We start from the raw sequence: 17,098 nt of genomic DNA, 5'->3' as shown, positions 1-17,098 counted from the left end.
GCGTGTTCTATCTTGCCGGACCCACCAGGGGCGACCTGCGATACAGCGCCCGCAATGTCTCCATCGGCAACCCGGTGGTTCCCGTCAGCCACTGCATCACCGGATCGGTGGCCGGCTGCCCTTGCAGGGCCTTGTGCAGGTACGGCAGCGCAACCAGCATGCCGGGGTGGCAGCGACGCAGGAAATCCTCCAGGCGCCGGCCTTGCTCGACGATCGGCGCAAACAGAAGGCATACCCATTGCGCCTCGCTGACACCCCAGGCCTGTGAGGCGAAGTCCCCGGCCAGACGGCGCACCTGCTGCAGGTCTTCAGCCTCTCGCCAGGGTCCGAGCAGATCCTCGCGCAGGACCGCTGGCACCCCCTGGTCCTGCATTCCCGCCTCGCTGCGCTGCAGGTACAGGTCCAGGCTGTCCTGGTAACTGCCGTCCTCGATGAACTCCCTGCGCAACCCCGCCAGGTGCACCCGCAGCAGGGGATTGCCGACTTCGCAACGGGGGAAACCGAAAGCCCATGGGTCATGCTCGAAGCGCAACAGTTCGGCGAGCAGGCGGCCATGGCCGCAGGCCGGGTCGTAGGTCAGGTCGTCGATGGCAATGAAGCGCGGCATGCGCTGGCGCGTGTCGAACCCCTTGGCCTCGGCCGTACTGTCCTGGGGCCGGGGCATGCGGTACTCGTCGCGGATCCCCGCGACCACCTCGAACAACGCTCGGGGAAAGGCTTCGACCGGCCGCACCCGCGGCACCCCGACCGCACGCATCATGCGCAGGGCAGTGGCCATGAAGCGCTTGCGCTCGCGGCCCGGCGCGCCGCTGATCAGCACATCCACCCCACCGTTCCAGGCGGCGCCGAGACGATGCAGGTCGGCCAGGTCCAGGTAATGGCGGTGGCCCAAGGCCATGCGCCCATCACCACCGGTGAGGTGCCCGGCCATCAGCACCGCGTGCCGGTCGGCCTGCTGTTGGCTGCGACAGATCGGCTGGCGCGCATCGAAGGCACGAACCTGGCCATCCTCCAGCATCAGCAGTTCGATCCGTGGATCGTCATGCACCACCAGCGCGGCGAAGGCGCGTTCGATATTACTCAGCACCACCGTTGGCATATCACTGTGCCGCGCGGTGGCGATACGCAGGGTGAAGGTACCTGGCGAGCGCGCCGCCAGGGTCAGTTGCGCTGCGCGTAGAAAGGCCAGGCTCTGGGTGCTGTCCTGGCTGCCGGTGTGCACCAGCATCACCTTGAGCCCGCCGATGCACTCCAGGCCGCCGGCAATTACCAGCAAGCGCTGGATCAGCAGCTGCAAAGAGGCACGCTGCCCCTGGGTCATGCGTTCCAGCACCCGCTGCAACACTTGCTGATAGACATACTGCATGGCCTGGTCGTGAATCGCGCCCATATTCATTTCCCTGATAATTTTCGCAACCATTAAAAACTTGATGGCCAACCGAAAAAGTACATACGCGAAGTTCAACGTAAGTATTACCGGACGGCACAGCAACTCGATTGAAGGAAACTTCCTACGCTCCTACAAAATCAATGTGCAAGTTGTAGGGCGTCGCGATGCAACCTTCCTGCGGCCGATAGCGGGCAACGCTGCCAGGGCTGCGGCCCGGCCGGCAAATTCAACGGGCATATCTCGCTCCTTGAGACAAAAGGCAGAACAACTTCTGGTAGCGAAGAAGTACGTGTCACGTTGTGTACGGTGATTTGCGCACAACCAAAGGTAATTCTACGGACACTGCCGTACTTGCATTCCGACAGGAACAACATAGCCCAAGCCATGTCCTTAGTCCCTATAAGACTGATAGGAAATTTCTGAAATTTAAGAAAGCGATATTCACAAAAAGCCCGAGCAGATGCTCGGGCACGACAGGGAGGGTGACAACAGCAGGTATCAGGCGTCCGGCAATTGCAACACGACACGTCCGCCGCAAGGGCATTCGTCCATGTGCCGGTGGGCTTCCACGACCTGCTCGAACGGATAGACCTGGATGATCTGCGGTAGCAACTGGCGGTCTGCGGTGAACTGGTTGATATCCCGCAGCGCGCGGTGCAGGGCGACCTGGTCCTGGGTGATGCCCAGCTCCGGCTTGCCGGTGAAGTTGCTGATGCAGTGGACGAAGAACTGGATGTTCTTCTGGAACGCGGCGCAGGCCGGGAATGGCGTCTGGTTGCCACCCTGCAGGCCGTACAGCACCAGGCTGCCGCGCGGCGCCAGGACATCGCCGAGCAGCGACATCTGCGGCCCGCCGAGACCGTCGAGGACCATATCGACACCGCGGTTGTCGGTGTACTTGTTGATCTGCATGAGCAGGTCCTGCTCCTCGGTGACGATCACCTTGTCGGCACCCAGCTTGAGCAGGGGCTCGCGCTCGTCGGCCTCGCGGGTGGCGGCGATCACCTTCAGGCCCAAGGCCTTGCCCAGTTGCACGAACGACGGCCCGGCGCAGTGGCTGGCGTCGGTGATCAGCGCGGTCTGCCCGGCCCTGGCGCGAGCCAGGTCGACATAGGCGAAGTACGCCATGAGCAACGGCGTGTAGTGCACACTGGCCTCGATCGGGCTGAGGATGTCCGGGTAGCGGGTCAGTGCCGTGCGCGGCAGCACGATGATCTCGCCGTAGACCGGATGCTCGTTGGGGCTGGTGGCCGGAAAACTGGCGACCTTGTCGCCCACGGCCAGGTCGTCGACGCCCTCGCCCACCGCCGTCACCACACCGGCCATTTCATGGCCGATACCGACCGGCAGGCGCGCCTGGGACGGTGCCAGGTTCTGCCGCCAGAGCACGTCGTACCAACTGACGCCAATCGCCTGGACGCGAATCTGCACCTCCCCGGCAGCCGGCGCAGGCACGGGCAGCTCCTCGATCTTGAGCACCTCGGCCTGACCGAACTTGTGGAAACGGATCATGCGGGACATCGCAAACCTCGCCTAGTGAACCTCTAATGCCCTGAACTCTATCGGGGCTTTCACGGTTAGACCATCAGTGGTCATTAATAGTCGACATGCTTGTCATCGATTGGGCTCATGCTACGGTGCTTGCCGTAGACTGGCACGCAGCCATAATCTGTGCCGCAGGGTAACAGCCTTTACCCGCAGGAAGCACCCCCGCCCTACCCGCCACTGAAGCGAAGCCGATGAACCGAAACGACCTGCGCCGCGTCGATCTCAATCTATTGATCGTCTTCGAGACCCTGATGCATGAACGCAGCGTCACCCGCGCGGCGGAGAAACTGTTTCTCGGACAACCGGCGATCAGTGCAGCGCTGTCGCGCCTGCGCACCCTGTTCGACGACCCGCTGTTCGTCAGGACCGGGCGCAGCATGGAGCCTTCGGCGCGGGCACAGGAAATCTTCGCCCTGCTCTCCCCGGCGCTGGACTCCATTTCAACCGCCGTCAGCCGCGCCGCCGATTTCGACCCGGCCACCAGCACCTCGGTGTTCCGCATCGGCCTGTCCGACGACGCCGAATTCGCCCTGCTGCCGTCGCTGCTCAAGCGCATACGCGCCGAAGCGCCGGGGGTGGTGCTGGTGGTACGGCGGGTCAACTACCTGCTTATGCCAGGGCTGCTCGCATCCGGGGAAATTTCGGTGGGGGTCAGCTACACCGACGACCTGCCGGCCAATGCCAAGCGCAAGGTACTGCGCCGCAGCAAGCCCAAGTTGCTGCGGGCCGATAGCGTACCGGGCTCGTTGAGCCTGGATGACTTCTGCAAACGGCCGCATGCCCTGGTGTCGTTCGCCGGAGACCTGAGCGGCTTCATCGACGAGGAACTGGCCAAGCTGGGGCGCCAGCGCCATGTGGTGCTGGCGGTACCGCAGTTCAACGGCCTCGGCAGTCTGCTGACCGGGACGGACATCGTCGCCACGGTGCCGGACTACACCGCCGACATCCTCACCGCCGCCGGCGGCCTGCGCGCCGAGGAATTGCCGCTGGAAACACGTACTTTCGAACTGCACATGGCCTGGCGGGGGCGCAGGATAACGATCCGGGGGAGAAATGGCTGAGGTCGAGGATTCAGATGTTCTTTGGGGATCCTGACAGTCTTTAGTTCTCGTCGGGCAGGCTATTGGTGTCTCTGGAAGTGGTGTAACTCATCTTGCGGCGTTTTTGAGCGTCCTCCCCGCCTATGCTTGATCAGCAGAAAACCAAGATTGACCACGTAAGGACTATTCCTTACCATTCAATCAATACATCCGGGAGAACGCACATGCCTGCCATCCACGAAATCGCCACGTTGACCTCGAAAGGGCAGATCACGCTGCCCAAATCCGTTCGCCAGCTTCTGGGCATTGACACCGGTGGCAAGATCGCATTCGACGTACGCGGCGGTGAAATCGTGGTCAGCCGCGTAGAAACCACCCACGAAGACCCTGCCATCGGTGCGTTCCTGGGTTTGCTGGAGGCTGATATCCGAGGCGGTCGCAACCTCACCACTCTGCCGGAAGACTTGGCGCAAACCATGCTCGCCAACGCAAAGCACTCCGTAAACCTGGACGAAGATATCGATGGTGAGGTCGCGATCTGATGCTGCGACATGGCTGGACACTGTTGTTCCATGAAGGTGTGACTCTACAGCTACGCAAATTGCAAGAAGCCGCCGCCCGGGCCGAGCAGAACGACCCGCAAGGTTTTGAGAGCAACGCCAACGTCAAGCTGTTCCGGGCATTGAGCCATCTGATCATGGAGGCTGTGCCTGCCGATCCGGGCCGTGATGAGTTCCGCCAAGGCAATACGCTGGGCACCGCCTACCGACATTGGCGCCGTGCAAAAATCGGCAGGCGCTTTCGGCTGTTCTTTCGCTATGACTCAAGATCCAAAGTCATCGTCTATGCATGGGTCAACGACGAAAACACCCTACAGTCCGCAGGCAGCAAATCCGATCCCTACGCTGTCTTCGAGAAGATGCTGGGCCGCGGCAACCCTCCTGATGACTGGAATGCGCTGACTGCTGCGACGCGTAGCGACTGGGACGAGCCCAAAGTATAAATTGCGCGAGTGGGTGAGGGATTGCACCTTTGAAACCGATCCCTCCTTGTTGCGTCCACTGCAATCCACTCGTAGCTGCTGTTGAAAGGGGTACATCTGCGGGTACAAATCCAATTGCCCATTCATAACCATTTGATTTATATGAACGTCCAAATGTTCTTCGGGGATCCTGACAGTTTGTGAGTGAGCGTGCTGAATCCAGTAAATCCTGGAAAATCAACCAGACTTCCGGATTGCCTTGGATAGCGGTCATCACTGCGTCACCTCCGCTTTGACTTTGTCCAGGCCAGGCTGCCCATCCCATGTGGTCACCCCTGCCAACCAGCCATCGAGCACCTGAGGGTTCTGCTTCAACCAGGCCCTGGCAGCCGCCTCGGGCCCCATCTTGTCGTAGAGGATGGAACCCATGATGTGGTTCTCCATATCAAGGGTGAAGCTCAGGTTCTTAAGCAACTGTCCCACGTTCGGACACTCTTCGACGTAACCTTTGCGTGTGCTCGTATAGACCGTGGCATCGCCGAAATCAGGGCCAAAGTAGTCGTCGCCACCGGTGAGGAATTTCATCTTGAAACGAGTGTTCATCGGATGCGGCTCCCACCCAAGATACAGGATCGCCTGGTTCCGCCGCTGCGCGCGCTCAACCTGGGCCAGCATGCCCGACTCACTGGAAGCGACTACCGAGAAACCGGCGTCCTTAAGCCCGAATGCGTTATCGTCGATGGCCTTGAGTACCGCGTTGTTGCCGCCGTCGCCGGGCTCAAGGCCATAGATTTTGCCATCCAGCTCATTCTTGAATTTCGCAATGTCGGCAAAGTCCTTAAGCCCCTGATCCCACAAGGTCTGAGGAACCGCCAGCGTGTACTTGGCATGCTGCAGGTTGACCCGAACAATATCGATCGCACCGGCATCACGGTGCGGTTTGAGATCTGGTTCCATGGTTGGCAGCCAGGTACCCAGGAACACATCCATGCTCTTGCCGTCGGCCAGAGCCTTGAATGTCAGCGGTACGCCGACCAGGGTGGATTTTGTTTGATAGCCGAGACTTTTCAGTAGTGTGGTAGCGATGGCGGTAGTGGTCTGAATGTCAGTCCAGCCAGGATCGGACATCCGTACCAAACGGCACTGGGATGGCTCGGTTGCATAGGTATTCACGGACAGTGTCAAGGCAGAGCAGAACATAACGCGCAATGCATTTTTCATAACGCAAATCCTCTCTATGGCAACTATGGGAAGCGGCAGTTCGTTGTTATTCAGAGGTAACGCAGTCTTGTTGTCCCAGGGGTGCAGCAACAGCTACTCAGCGACGAATGCCAATCACACGACCGCAATAACCCGAACGCGGCAGTGATCGATGAGACTCGAGGATCGCGCTGATTTTCGTTTCTACAGCCGAGGCGAATTTCGCCGCGCGCCCAGCTTCGCTAGCGATGTTCATCAGCATCTGCTCACTGGCAGCCAAGAGTTCTCCGTCCTTGGGGCGATACAAATGATGAACAATGTGCAGCCGCTTGGCGTCATGGTCGATCACTTGGGTAAACACTTGCACTTCCTCCCCTAGTCGGGTTTCGCTCAAGTAGTTGATGTGGGCTTCCAGCGTGTACAGCGTATGCCCATGGATAGCTCGACCATCCGCGTCAAGACCGATGTGATCCATCAGCGCATCCGTCGCATGACTGAAGAGCAGGAAGTAGAAGGCATCACGCAAATGCCCGTTGTAATCGATCCAGTCTTCAACGATGGTTGCCTGGTGAATCAGCAGCAGGTTGTTCACGAGTAACTCCTTCCAGAAGTCATGGGCGCATTTCAGAGATCGAGAACGAGACTTTCTGAAAGCGACCGGGAAACGCAGATCATCATCACGTCGTTCTTCTTGCGTTCGGCTGCTGTCAGCACGCTGTCGCGATGGTCGGGGATACCATCCAGGACGCAAACTTCGCATGAGGCGCATGTCCCCTCCCGGCAAGAGCTCTCGACGCGAAGGCCGTTCGCCTCCAGTACCTGAAGAATGCTGTTGTCTGCGGGCACTTCGAACGACTTGCCGCTCCTGGCCAGCTGAACAGTGAAGGCTTTATCTGCACCCGAGCTTTTCGGCTGCTTCGGCGTAAACCATTCGAAATGCACCTGCTCATCGGGAAAGCCGCTCGCTGCCGCTTCCACAGCAAGCATCAAAGGGGTAGGCCCGCAGGTGTAGAAGTGAACGTTGGACGGCTGCTGACCGATCGCGCCAGCGATATCGAACAATCCACCCGCCTCATCGTCAGCATGCAAGGTGACCCGATTGCCAAAAGCACGAAGCTCCTCAAGAAAGGCTGCACGCTGACGATTACGCACCAGATAGAAGAGGTGCCAAGGACGCCTGTTGGCTTCGCACCACTGGATCATCGACCACACCGGTGTGATGCCGATGCCGCCGGCAAAAAACACGAAACCTGGCGCGTCTTCCTCTAATGGGAAATGGTTGCGTGGTGAGCTGATCCTCAACGCGTCTCCCACGCGAAGCGATTGATGCACATGCCGGGAACCGCCACGACTGACGGGCGAAAGGCCAACCCCAACGCAATAGCGGTGGTTCTCTCGTGAGTCGTTACACAGGGAATACTGGCGCACGATATCGCCGGGCAAATGCAGTTCGATATGGGCGCCGGGTTTGAAGGACGGCAGCGCGTCACCCGAAGGAGCGCGCAGCTCGATGACCATCACGCCTTTGGCTTCGGCGATCAGGTCGGTTATCTGTAGGGTCAATACGTCATCAGGCATGGCAAACCTCACGCAACGGCAAACTGGCCCGGGACGGGATCCGTCCCGGGCCCAAACTCAACGGCGCCGCAGTGGCGCGGTTGCCTTCAACATGCGAGTGATCAGTTCATCCCGATTTGTCGCGAGAGAAGCCCAGCTGTTGGCCCCGGCTTCATGATTAACGCCCTCCACAAGCATGGTGGCCGTTTCTGCATCAAGACGCGGATCACCCAGGTCATCCCACCAGCCGTTGAAGCTGTCGGTGTATTTCTGGCAGAAGGAACTCAGGCCTTCCGATCCACCGCCCAGGTGGAACAGCATGGTTGGCCCCATTGCAGCCCAACGCAGACCTGGGCCCGCCCATACAGCCTTATCGACGTCTTCAACACTGGCGACACCGCTCTTGACCAGATGAATGGCCTCTCGCCACAGCGCGGCCTGCAGGCGGTTGGCGACATGCCCCTTCACCTCACGGTTGACCCGGATGGTCACCTTGCCGACCAGGCCGTAGAAGCGCTCAGCCTTCTCGACCACACCGGCAGCGGTCTTGTCGTTACCCATGACTTCCACCAGCGGAATGAGGTGCGGCGGGTTGAAGGGATGGCCGAGAATGAAGTGCGACGGATTCTTCCAACCCGCCTGCATCTCACCCAGGCGCAGGCCGGACGCGGACGAAGCGACGATGGCACCTGGCTTGAGGGATGCTTCCAGTCTGGCGAAGAGATCGTGCTTGATCGCAATACGCTCCGGCACGCTTTCTTGCACGAAGTCGGCATGCTCCACTGCACTCGCGACATCGCCATGGAAACTCAACTGGCCCGGCTCGGCATTGGCCAGGCCCAGTTCACGCAGTGTCGGCCAAGCATTGTCGATGTAGCTACGAACATCAGCTTCCATGGTTGGCGACGGATCATAGACGGCAACGTTACGCCCGGACGCCAGGAACAGTGCGGCCCAGCTAGCACCGATAACACCGGCGCCAATCACCGCGATATTTTGAAATTCACTCATCAGAAAAACCTCGGTTGCAAGGAAGAAGCACTGGTCAGGCCGCCATCAACGACAAAGCACTGTCCGGTAATGAAACGCGCCGCATCGGATGCCAACCACACCACCGTTTCGGCGATATCGTCAGGTTGTCCGAACCGGCCTGCTGGGTGACGAGCCAAAGCATCGGCTTTGGCCTTTTCCGGGTTTTCCGCCATAGCGAAGGCATCTTCGGCCATTGCGGTCATGATCCAGCCGGGACATACGGCGTTACAGCGAACGCCTGGCCCGTGATCCACCGCAATCGAGCGGGTCAGCCCATGCACGAACGCTTTGGATGCGTTGTAGATCGCCATGGACGGGTCAGCCGTTTGCCCTGAAATAGAGCCCAGGTTGATGATCGAACCGCCGCTCTGAACCATCCCTGGCAGAACCGCGCGGCAGAGGTTGAACGTCCCGCGAGCATTGATGCCCATCACTTCATCCCAATCGGCATCAGTGCTTTCCAGAACCGTTTTTTCGATCTGCACACCGGCGTTGTTGACCAGGATGCCCACTCGACCAAAGCGCTGCTCAGCACGCTCTACGATGTAGCGAGCGTCTTCAGGTCTGGACACGTCTGCCTGCACCCACTCGACCGATGCATCAAGGTGTCCTGGCCTTACCCCACGGCCACACGTCACGACCTGTCGTCCTTGCGCAACAAATTTTTCTACGATGGCGAAGCCGATGCCTCTACTACCACCCGTCACGATTACCGAGGATCCGTCCATGCTGGTCACCCGTGTGCAAGCATGACGTGACGGACACTGGTGTAGGCATCCAGCGCAAACACCGACATGTCGCAACCGTGACCCGAACCCTTCATGGCCGCCCAAGGCATTTCAGGTGTTGCCACACCATGGGTGTTGACCCACGTAAAGCCATAACGCAGGCGGCTACTGGCTTCCATTGCACGACCACTGTCACGCGTCCACAGGGACGAGGCCAGGCCATAACGGGTCGCGTTGGCGATCGCAACCGGGTCTTGATCCGGGGTGAACCGGGATACGGATATCACCGGCCCGAACATTTCCTGTGTTGCGATTTCAGCATGATGGTCGACATCAGCAACCACGGTCGGGCTGTAGAAGAAGCCACCGCCAGGTTCGACCGTTCCTCCTGTTACTACCTCAGCGTAAGCCCGAGCGCGGTCTACGAACCCAGCTACTCGTTGACGGTGCACTTCGGTCACGAGCGGCCCCATCTCTGTTCCGTGGGCCCTTGGTGCCCCCACTTTGATCGTCGTCGCAGCTTCGGCAAGGGCACTGACGACGCGCTCATAGATCTTGCTGGCTACCAACAGTCTGCAAGGCTGCGCGCAATCCTGACCCGCATTGAAAAACGCCGTCGCACGCAGGGTCGCGACCAGCTTATCGATGTCGGCATCCTCATAAACGATTACGGGTGCCTTGCCGCCGAGTTCGACATGAACCTGGCGCATCTGCCGGGCTGCCGCTCCCATGGCCGCACTACCGGTTGCCGGTGAGCCGGTGATGCTCACGGCCTCGATACCTTCGGCATTGATCAGCCTGGCGCCGGTCGAAGTACCAATCCCGTGCACAATATTGATGACCCCTTTGGGCACCACATCCGCCAGAAACTGCCCCAGGCGCAGAGTCGATAAAGGCGTTACCTCCGAGGGCTTCAGTACCACGCTGCAGCCTGCTGCCAACGGTGCCGCCAACTTCCAAGCCGCCATCATCAGCGGATAGTTCCACGGTGCAATGGCTGCAACTGGGCCGATCGGATCGCGGCGAATCAGGCTTGTATGACCTGGTACGTATTCTCCGGCAGCCACACCAGCCATGGTGCGTGCGGCTCCTGCGAAGAAACGAAAGGTATCGAGGGTCAACGGCATTTCATCGTCGAGTGCCGATGGCCATGGTTTGCCGACGTTCTGACTCTCCAGGGAGGCCAGTTCTTCAGCGTTCTGCTCGATCACCCCGGCAATGTCCTGCAAGAGAGCAGCACGCTGCGCCGGGGTAGTTTTCGAATAGGACTCGAACGCTTCGTGAGCGCTACGCACAGCCCTATCCAACTGAGCATCATCCGCCTGGCGAACACTGACGATCTCCTCGCCCGTGGCCGGATCGATGACAGCCAGGGGCGCATCGGCGCCTTCAACGAGCTCGCCGTTGATCAACATTTTGGTATGCATGGCGTATCCCCAATCACGAATCACAAGGTGATCTTGTCGCGACCTTTCAACCCAAGACGCGCTCGAGCTTCTTCAGGCGTGGCCACCTTGAGCCCGAGGTTTTCGACGATCGAACGAATCCTCAGCACTTGCTCGGCATTGCTTTTGGCCTTCTCACCCGCACCGATGAAGAGGCTATCTTCCAGACCTACCCGAACGTTACCGCCGAGCATTGCAGCCTGGGTGGCAAAGCTCATCTGGTTCTTACCAGCTGCCAACACCGACCATTCGTAATCCTTTCCGAACAGCTTCTGCGCCACCGTGTGCATGTGCATCAGGTTGTCCAAGTCGGCTCCAACGCCACCGAGCACACCGAACACAATCTGAATGAGGAACGGTGGCTTGACCCAGCCCTGATCGATCACCCACGCCAGGTTATACAGGTGGCCCAGGTCGTAACATTCAAACTCGAACCGGGTGCCGTGGCCCTCGCCCAGCTCTTTGACGATGTATTCGATGTCGGCGAAGGTGTTGCGGAAGATAAAATCGCGGGTACTGTCGAGGAAGGCCGGCTCCCAGTCATGCTTCCAGTTGGAATACTTGGCCTTCATTGGGAAGATGCCGAAGTTCATCGAGCCCACGTTCAACGAAGCCATCTCCGGGCTGACGGCCAGGGCCGCCCGCAGGCGTTCTTCGCGGGTCATGCCCAATCCACCACCTGTGGATACGTTCAGCACTGCATCGCTCTGACGGTGAATCTGCCCCATGAAGTCTTGGAACAGCTCAGGGCGAGGATCCGGCTTGCCGTTTTCAGGGTTGCGGGCATGCAGGTGGATAATCGAGGCGCCAGCGTTAGCGGCTTCAATGGACGAATCGGCAATTTCCTGCGGGGTAATTGGCAGGTATTCCGACATGGTCGGGGTGTGTACGCCACCGGTAGTAGCGCAGGTAATGATCACGGATTTTGGCATGGTAAGGCTCACAATTTCATTTGTTGTACTTGGGCGGTCAGGCCACCATCGAGAATCCACAACTGGCCGCTGGCATAGCGAGCCTCATCACTGGCCAACCAGTAAACGAGGTTGGCGACATCGGCTGGCGTGCCGTAGCGCCGGGTTGGGTGTATATCGCGCACCGCGCTTTCCAGGCTGGCGATATCGCCGTGATCCTGGAAAAAGCTGCGGAGCATCGGCGTATCGATGTAGCCGGGGCATACCGCATTGACCCGGATACCCTCGGGGCCATGGTCGCAAGCCATAGCGCGAGTCAACGCATGTACTGCTCCCTTGCTCGCGCAGTAGGCCGCCAGACCAGGGTCGGCGATGAACCCGTCGTAAGAACCAAAGTTGATAACGCTCGCTGCGCTGCTTTCGCGTAACAGTGGTAATGCGTATTTGCTGACCAGGAACGTGCCGGTGACATTCACCGCGAATACGCGGTTCCAGACTTCCAGGGTGGTGTGCTCGATGGTGTGTTCCACCTCTATACCGGCAGCGTTCACCAGCACATCAAGCCGCCCTTGTTCCTGAGTCACTTGCTGCATGACTGCCTGCACTTGAGTTTCATCACCGACGTCCAGTTGCACTGGCATCGCACCTGGCACTGGCTGCCGTTGCGACAGGTCGGCGGCGTAGACCACAGCCCCCTCCTTCAGCAAGCGCTCACACACAGCCCTGCCAATGCCGCCTGTACCACCGGTGACCAAGGCGACCTTTCCCTTCAGGCCGCCGCTGCTCATGGCTTCACGCTACGTGCGTATGCATCCAGTACCAGACCGTGGAAGTGATGCAAGGCATGCTCGGATTTGCCGGAGCCGTTCGGATCAGTGACGATTCGCCCCTGATCGAATGCCGGGGTTTGCATGCCGCGCTGGACGTTCTCGACCAGCGAGATGTCTTCCACCTGGAGCACCTCATCGAGGTAACGAATGGCTTCCTTCTCCATGTCGTCCGGTTCAGGTGTTTCCAGGAAGAAGTCGTAGGTTTCGAACGTGCGATCAGGGCCCATGGGCACGATGTTCAGGACGATCATCGAGCTACGACCCGGGTAGCGCATCAAGCAGGTGTTAGGCCACAGCCACCAGACCGCGTGGGTGCGGACGCTAGCCTTGGATACGTCGTAGGCCGAGTTCTGCCCCTTGCCGGCTTCCGCCATGTGGCTGGAGTAGATACCGTGGGTTTCCACCTTGTAGGTATCCATGTCGACCAGTGTGCAGAAGTCCTTGTGAGCTGTCGGGCAGTGGTAGCACTCGAGGAAGTTGTCGACCACGTTCTTCCAGTTCGACTTGATCTCGTAGGTCAATCGACGAGCGAAGGTGAGCTTCTCGATGTCTGGCGCCCACTTCAAAACTTCCTTCGCGAGGTCGCCAGACTGCTGATGAAGCGGAGCGGCCTGCGGGTCGAGATTAACGTAGACGAAGCCACAGAATTCTTCGACCTGGACTGGGGTGAGATGAATGTCTTCTTTGTTGAAGTCTTTCAACCCGCCAACATGCGGGGCAGCGACCAGGCTGCCGTTCAGGCCGTAGCACCAGGAGTGGTACGGGCAAACGATGCGGCGCGTCTTGCCTTCCCCTTGCAGCACCGGATGAGCGCGGTGTTTGCAAACGTTGTAGAAGGCACGGAGGCTACCGTCCTGGTCGCGAACTACAGCGATTGGATGACCGGCGATATCTACGGTGGTGTAGCTACCAGGCTCCCGAACCTTTTCAACGTGGCAAACCCACTGCCAGCTTTTCGCGATGATGGCCTGCTGATCAAGGTGGAACCATTCGGGCTCAACATAGGCCTCAGCCCGCAGAGAGTGGGAGATCAACGGATCCGGATCGTAGCCCTGTTTGATCGATTCGAATTGACGAGGATGCAGCAACTCAGACATATCAACGGCCCTTTTATTATCACGAGCATGGGGTTTGGCTCGTTCTGTGGGGTCGATAGTGGGCTGGCTGCAAGGCGAAGAATTTTCATATTTCGCCGATCTATTTGTTTATTTCGTCGGCGTCGTTTTTAGATAAGTGATTGCAATGAGCGACACGCAATCATCGCTGCTTGCCAGGCTGGTGCATTGGCCAGGCGCGGTAGTTGAACGGTACACGCCCGTCCTGTCGATCCTGGCTGGGCGTCAAACCAAAGCGCTCGCGATAGACTTTGCAAAAATGGGATTGGTTAGGAAAGCCAGAAGCCACGCCTACCTTGGTCAGCGCCATGCTGGTCTGGGTGACCAACCCACGCGCTCGATCCAGTCGGATATCACGGTAGTAAAGTGCGGGCGTTTTATGGGTCACGTCACGGAACAAACGGTCGAGTTGGCGTTGTGAGATTCCCACCCGCTCGCTGATTTCCGGAATGCTGATGACCTCCTCCAGATGAGTTTCCATCAGCTTGATTGCATGCATTACTGCAGGCGGTACGGTGTGTCCCAGCGGTTGATGGTCTTGAGGGTTCTGCTGCGTGCTGCCTGGCCGGAATTGTTGATGAAACACATAACGGGCTGCCTCGTTGGAGACCGTTTCTCCGTGCATATTGCGAATCAGCTGCAGGGCAGTATCCGTTGCGGCTGCTCCACCACAACACGTGAAACGATTTTCATCGAAGACATATAAATCCTCGACAATAGTGACGTCGGGATACAGCTCGATGAGCGCATCAATATGTTCGTAATGTCCTGTCGCACGGCGACCTGAGAGCAAACCTGCCTCAGCGAGCAGAAAGGTCCCTGTGTCGATCGCTCCGAGCATGCAGCCCTTGTTTGCCCACCCTCTGAGTAGGCTCTGCAAGCGGGGACTGTGGAACTTCTCAGGCGTCCAACTGCAGGACACCACCACCAGATCCCAGCTTTCATTTCGCACTCTAGCAAGGGACTGCGTGAACACGTCCATGCCATTCGAGGCCCGGGTGCCACCGCCATCGATCGAGGCGAACTCCCAGTAGAAATGCGTCTCTCCGCTGAGGTAATTGGCTGCCCGGAATGGATCGACAAATGCTGAGGTCGCAGCAGCATTGAAATAAGGAAATACGATGACTAGAAACCTGAACACGCTAACCTCGGACCCTGCTGCTGATTTTTTGGAGCGCTGCATGGCGTTGCGCCACAGCACATTAACGTTCTTCAGCGGGCCGGACCAGATGGTATAACCAAGGCAGCCTGGGGCGTGGACAGCTGATGGAGGATGTGAGCTTCCAATTTGGTGGTTCGCGAAAGCACCTGACGGCGATGTCGCCATGCCCACGCCCCCAGTGCTCGGCCATCACACCCGCCGGGCATCCCTGCGCACCGCCTGCGGGGGCACGCCGTAACCACGAATGAAGACCTCGCGCAGATGCCGCCGGTCCCTGAAGCCGGCTTCCTTCGCCACCACGTCCAGGCTGTGCCGGCTCTGCTCGATCATCACCCGGGCCGCTTCAAGACGCAGCCTTTCCACGGCCTTGGCGGGTGATTGGCCGGTCTCGGCGGTGAATACCCGGGTAAATTGCCGGGGGCTCAAGTGCACGGCTTCGGCGAGTTCCTCGACACTCAAGGGCCGCCCCAGATTCCGCCGCGCGTAATCCAGTGCGGCCTGGATCCGGTCTGATTTCGGCGACAGCGTCAGCAGCTCGGAATGCTGGGATTGCCCCCGGAGCGGCGCTGATGCATGACCAGCTGGCGTGCCACCGACCTGGCCACCTCGTTTCCCAGATCCTTCTCCACCATGCCAAGTGCCATGTCCAGGGCGGCGCTCATGCCGGCGGATGTCCAGACCTGGCCATCCACGATGAAGATCCGGTCTTCCTCGACTTCGATTTTCGGATGCAGCTCACGCAGCTGTTTCGCATAGGCCCAGTGTGTGGTGGCCCTGCGGTGATCCAGGACACCTGCCTGGGCCAGGATGAAACCACCGGTACACAGGCCGGCGGTGCGGCGAGCGCCCTCGACGAAACCTCGCACGCTTTCCAGCACTTTCTCGCTCGGCGGCGTCAGCGGAGTCAGTGTTCCGGTGATCATCCAGGTGTCGGCCAAACCGGGAGCAGCCAACGGCAGCGTGTCCATATACATCCCGAGGGAGGAGCGCACCGTACCGCCATCGACGGAGAAATTCTGGATCCTGTAGATCGCTTCGCCAGCAACGATATTGGCGAACTCGAATACAGCCTGGGTCGCCAGTGACATGACCTGGAAACCATCGGTGAGCAGATAGCCGACACGGTGCATGACGGAACTCCACGGTGTTGATGTCCTGAAAACGTAGCATATGCGTCGTTTAAGACAAAGGCGATCCTCTGCATCATGGCGTCACACCCAGCCAACGGAGCACGACCATGACCCAGCAATCCAAAGGCACCGCCCTCATCACCGGTGCATCCACCGGCATCGGTTCCATCTACGCGCAACGCCTCGCACACCGGGGTTACGACCTGGTGCTGGTGGCCCGTAACCACGAGCGCCTGAACACACTTGCCAATCGCATCACCACGCAAACCCAACGCAACGTCGAGGTATTTCCGGCAGACCTGGCCAACCTGGATGACCTGGCCAGGGTAGAAGGCAAGCTGCGCGAGGACGCCAGCATCACCCTGCTGGTGAACAACGCCGGCATCGGCACTCACACCAGCCTGCTGAAGAGCAACGTCGAGCGCATGGCCGAAATGATCACCCTCAACATCACCGCCCTGACCCGCCTCACCTATGCAGCCATTCCGGGGTTCGTGGCGCGCAAGCAAGGCGCCGTCATCAACATCTCCTCCATCGTCAGCCTGGCACCGGAGCTGCTCAACGGCGTCTACGGCGGCAGCAAGGCCTATGTCACCGCCTTTACCCGATCCTTGCACAAGGAACTGGCGGACCAGGGCATCAGGATCCAGGCCGTATTGCCGGGAGCCACCGCGACCGACTTCTGGCAGATCGGCGGCCTGCCCGTCGAGAACCTCGACCCGGGCATCGTGATGTCGGCCGAGGACCTGGTAGACGGCGCGCTGCAGGACTTCGACGACGAGGTATTGATCTCCATTCCCTTGCTGCACGACCTGCAGCCGTTCGAACGCTATGAGGCCAGCCGGCAGGCGCTGTTCGATCAGTTGTCCAGCAACCGGCTTGCTCCGCGCTATACCGCCAGGTGATCGTCACGAAGATGCATATTGCCACTGGTGATTTCAGGTGAGCTGTCGTTCGCCGAACTTGTGTACGTATTTACCAACCCTCGTGCAGCGCAGCGTAGCGACAAATACTGAAATGACATGATT

At 59.3% G+C, this 17,098-nt stretch carries 15 protein-coding genes and 2 pseudogenes; 4 read left to right on the top strand and 13 right to left on the bottom strand.

Annotation, left to right across the window (positions count from 1 at the left end; translation table 11 throughout):
- Window positions 1–7 precede the first annotated feature (7 nt).
- Window positions 8–1,390, bottom strand: a complete 1,383-nt coding sequence (locus CSV86_RS10715; RefSeq protein WP_009406940.1) for a hypothetical protein — start codon at window positions 1,388–1,390, stop codon at window positions 8–10.
- 498 nt (window positions 1,391–1,888) lie between these two features.
- Complete coding sequence (locus CSV86_RS10710; protein ID WP_009406939.1) at window positions 1,889–2,911, bottom strand: zinc-dependent alcohol dehydrogenase family protein; 1,023 nt, start codon at window positions 2,909–2,911, stop codon at window positions 1,889–1,891.
- A gap of 218 nt (window positions 2,912–3,129) precedes the next feature.
- Between CSV86_RS10710 and CSV86_RS10705 the strand changes: the two are divergent.
- The 3 genes and pseudogenes from CSV86_RS10705 (at window position 3,130) to CSV86_RS10695 (ending at window position 4,981) form a co-directional block, all read left to right on the top strand.
- Window positions 3,130–4,043 (top strand): annotated as a pseudogene (locus CSV86_RS10705) (LysR family transcriptional regulator).
- 159 nt (window positions 4,044–4,202) lie between these two features.
- The gene (locus tag CSV86_RS10700) at window positions 4,203–4,520 is read left to right on the top strand and encodes a type II toxin-antitoxin system PrlF family antitoxin (RefSeq protein ID WP_009406937.1); all 318 of its coding nucleotides are present in this window, start codon (window positions 4,203–4,205) and stop codon (window positions 4,518–4,520) included.
- On the top strand, window positions 4,520–4,981 hold the full coding sequence (locus CSV86_RS10695) for a type II toxin-antitoxin system YhaV family toxin (protein ID WP_009406935.1): 462 nt from the start codon (window positions 4,520–4,522) through the stop codon (window positions 4,979–4,981). Before CSV86_RS10700 ends, CSV86_RS10695 begins: the two co-directional genes overlap by 1 nt.
- 252 nt (window positions 4,982–5,233) lie before the next feature.
- Here the strand turns inward: CSV86_RS10695 and choX are convergent, their stop codons facing one another.
- The 11 genes and pseudogenes from choX to CSV86_RS10640 form a co-directional block, all read right to left on the bottom strand.
- A complete protein-coding gene (gene choX / locus CSV86_RS10690; protein WP_009405332.1) occupies window positions 5,234–6,181 on the bottom strand; it encodes a choline ABC transporter substrate-binding protein in 948 nt (315 codons plus the stop codon).
- Window positions 6,182–6,278: 97 nt separating this feature from the next.
- Complete coding sequence (locus tag CSV86_RS10685; protein WP_009405331.1) at window positions 6,279–6,752, bottom strand: thioesterase family protein; 474 nt, start codon at window positions 6,750–6,752, stop codon at window positions 6,279–6,281.
- 32 nt (window positions 6,753–6,784) lie between these two features.
- Window positions 6,785–7,738 (bottom strand): PDR/VanB family oxidoreductase, encoded by a 954-nt coding sequence (locus CSV86_RS10680; RefSeq protein ID WP_009405330.1) that lies wholly within the window; start codon window positions 7,736–7,738, stop codon window positions 6,785–6,787.
- A gap of 57 nt (window positions 7,739–7,795) precedes the next feature.
- Window positions 7,796–8,728: a 3-hydroxyacyl-CoA dehydrogenase NAD-binding domain-containing protein gene (locus CSV86_RS10675; protein WP_009405329.1), complete on the bottom strand. Its 933-nt coding sequence runs from the start codon at window positions 8,726–8,728 to the stop codon at window positions 7,796–7,798.
- On the bottom strand, window positions 8,728–9,477 hold the full coding sequence (locus tag CSV86_RS10670; RefSeq protein ID WP_037061859.1) for an SDR family NAD(P)-dependent oxidoreductase: 750 nt from the start codon (window positions 9,475–9,477) through the stop codon (window positions 8,728–8,730). Before CSV86_RS10670 ends, CSV86_RS10675 begins: the two co-directional genes overlap by 1 nt.
- A gap of 5 nt (window positions 9,478–9,482) precedes the next feature.
- A complete protein-coding gene (locus tag CSV86_RS10665; protein WP_037061868.1) occupies window positions 9,483–10,904 on the bottom strand; it encodes an aminobutyraldehyde dehydrogenase in 1,422 nt (473 codons plus the stop codon).
- 20 nt (window positions 10,905–10,924) lie between these two features.
- On the bottom strand, window positions 10,925–11,854 hold the full coding sequence (gene kce, locus CSV86_RS10660) for a 3,5-dioxohexanoate:acetyl-CoA acetone transferase (RefSeq protein ID WP_037061857.1): 930 nt from the start codon (window positions 11,852–11,854) through the stop codon (window positions 10,925–10,927).
- Window positions 11,855–11,862: 8 nt separating this feature from the next.
- Complete coding sequence (locus tag CSV86_RS10655) at window positions 11,863–12,621, bottom strand: SDR family NAD(P)-dependent oxidoreductase (protein WP_009405325.1); 759 nt, start codon at window positions 12,619–12,621, stop codon at window positions 11,863–11,865.
- Complete coding sequence (locus tag CSV86_RS10650; protein ID WP_009405324.1) at window positions 12,618–13,760, bottom strand: aromatic ring-hydroxylating oxygenase subunit alpha; 1,143 nt, start codon at window positions 13,758–13,760, stop codon at window positions 12,618–12,620. The genes CSV86_RS10655 and CSV86_RS10650 overlap by 4 nt, the downstream gene beginning before the upstream one ends.
- Before the next feature lie 160 nt (window positions 13,761–13,920).
- Entirely contained in the window at window positions 13,921–14,961 is a 1,041-nt protein-coding gene (locus tag CSV86_RS10645; RefSeq protein ID WP_009405323.1) for a GlxA family transcriptional regulator, read from the bottom strand.
- Window positions 14,962–15,129: 168 nt separating this feature from the next.
- Window positions 15,130–16,070, bottom strand: a pseudogene (locus tag CSV86_RS10640) (GlxA family transcriptional regulator).
- A gap of 107 nt (window positions 16,071–16,177) precedes the next feature.
- Between CSV86_RS10640 and CSV86_RS10635 the strand changes: the two are divergent.
- Complete coding sequence (locus tag CSV86_RS10635; RefSeq protein WP_009405320.1) at window positions 16,178–16,975, top strand: SDR family NAD(P)-dependent oxidoreductase; 798 nt, start codon at window positions 16,178–16,180, stop codon at window positions 16,973–16,975.
- The last annotated feature ends 123 nt before the right edge of the window (window positions 16,976–17,098 follow it).

The organism is Pseudomonas bharatica CSV86 (genome assembly GCF_000319305.2).
GTDB classification, from domain to species: Bacteria; Pseudomonadota; Gammaproteobacteria; order Pseudomonadales; family Pseudomonadaceae; genus Aquipseudomonas; species Aquipseudomonas bharatica.
The sequence above is the reverse complement of the archived record's forward strand: the minus strand, read 5'-3'. Positions and strand labels throughout refer to the sequence as shown.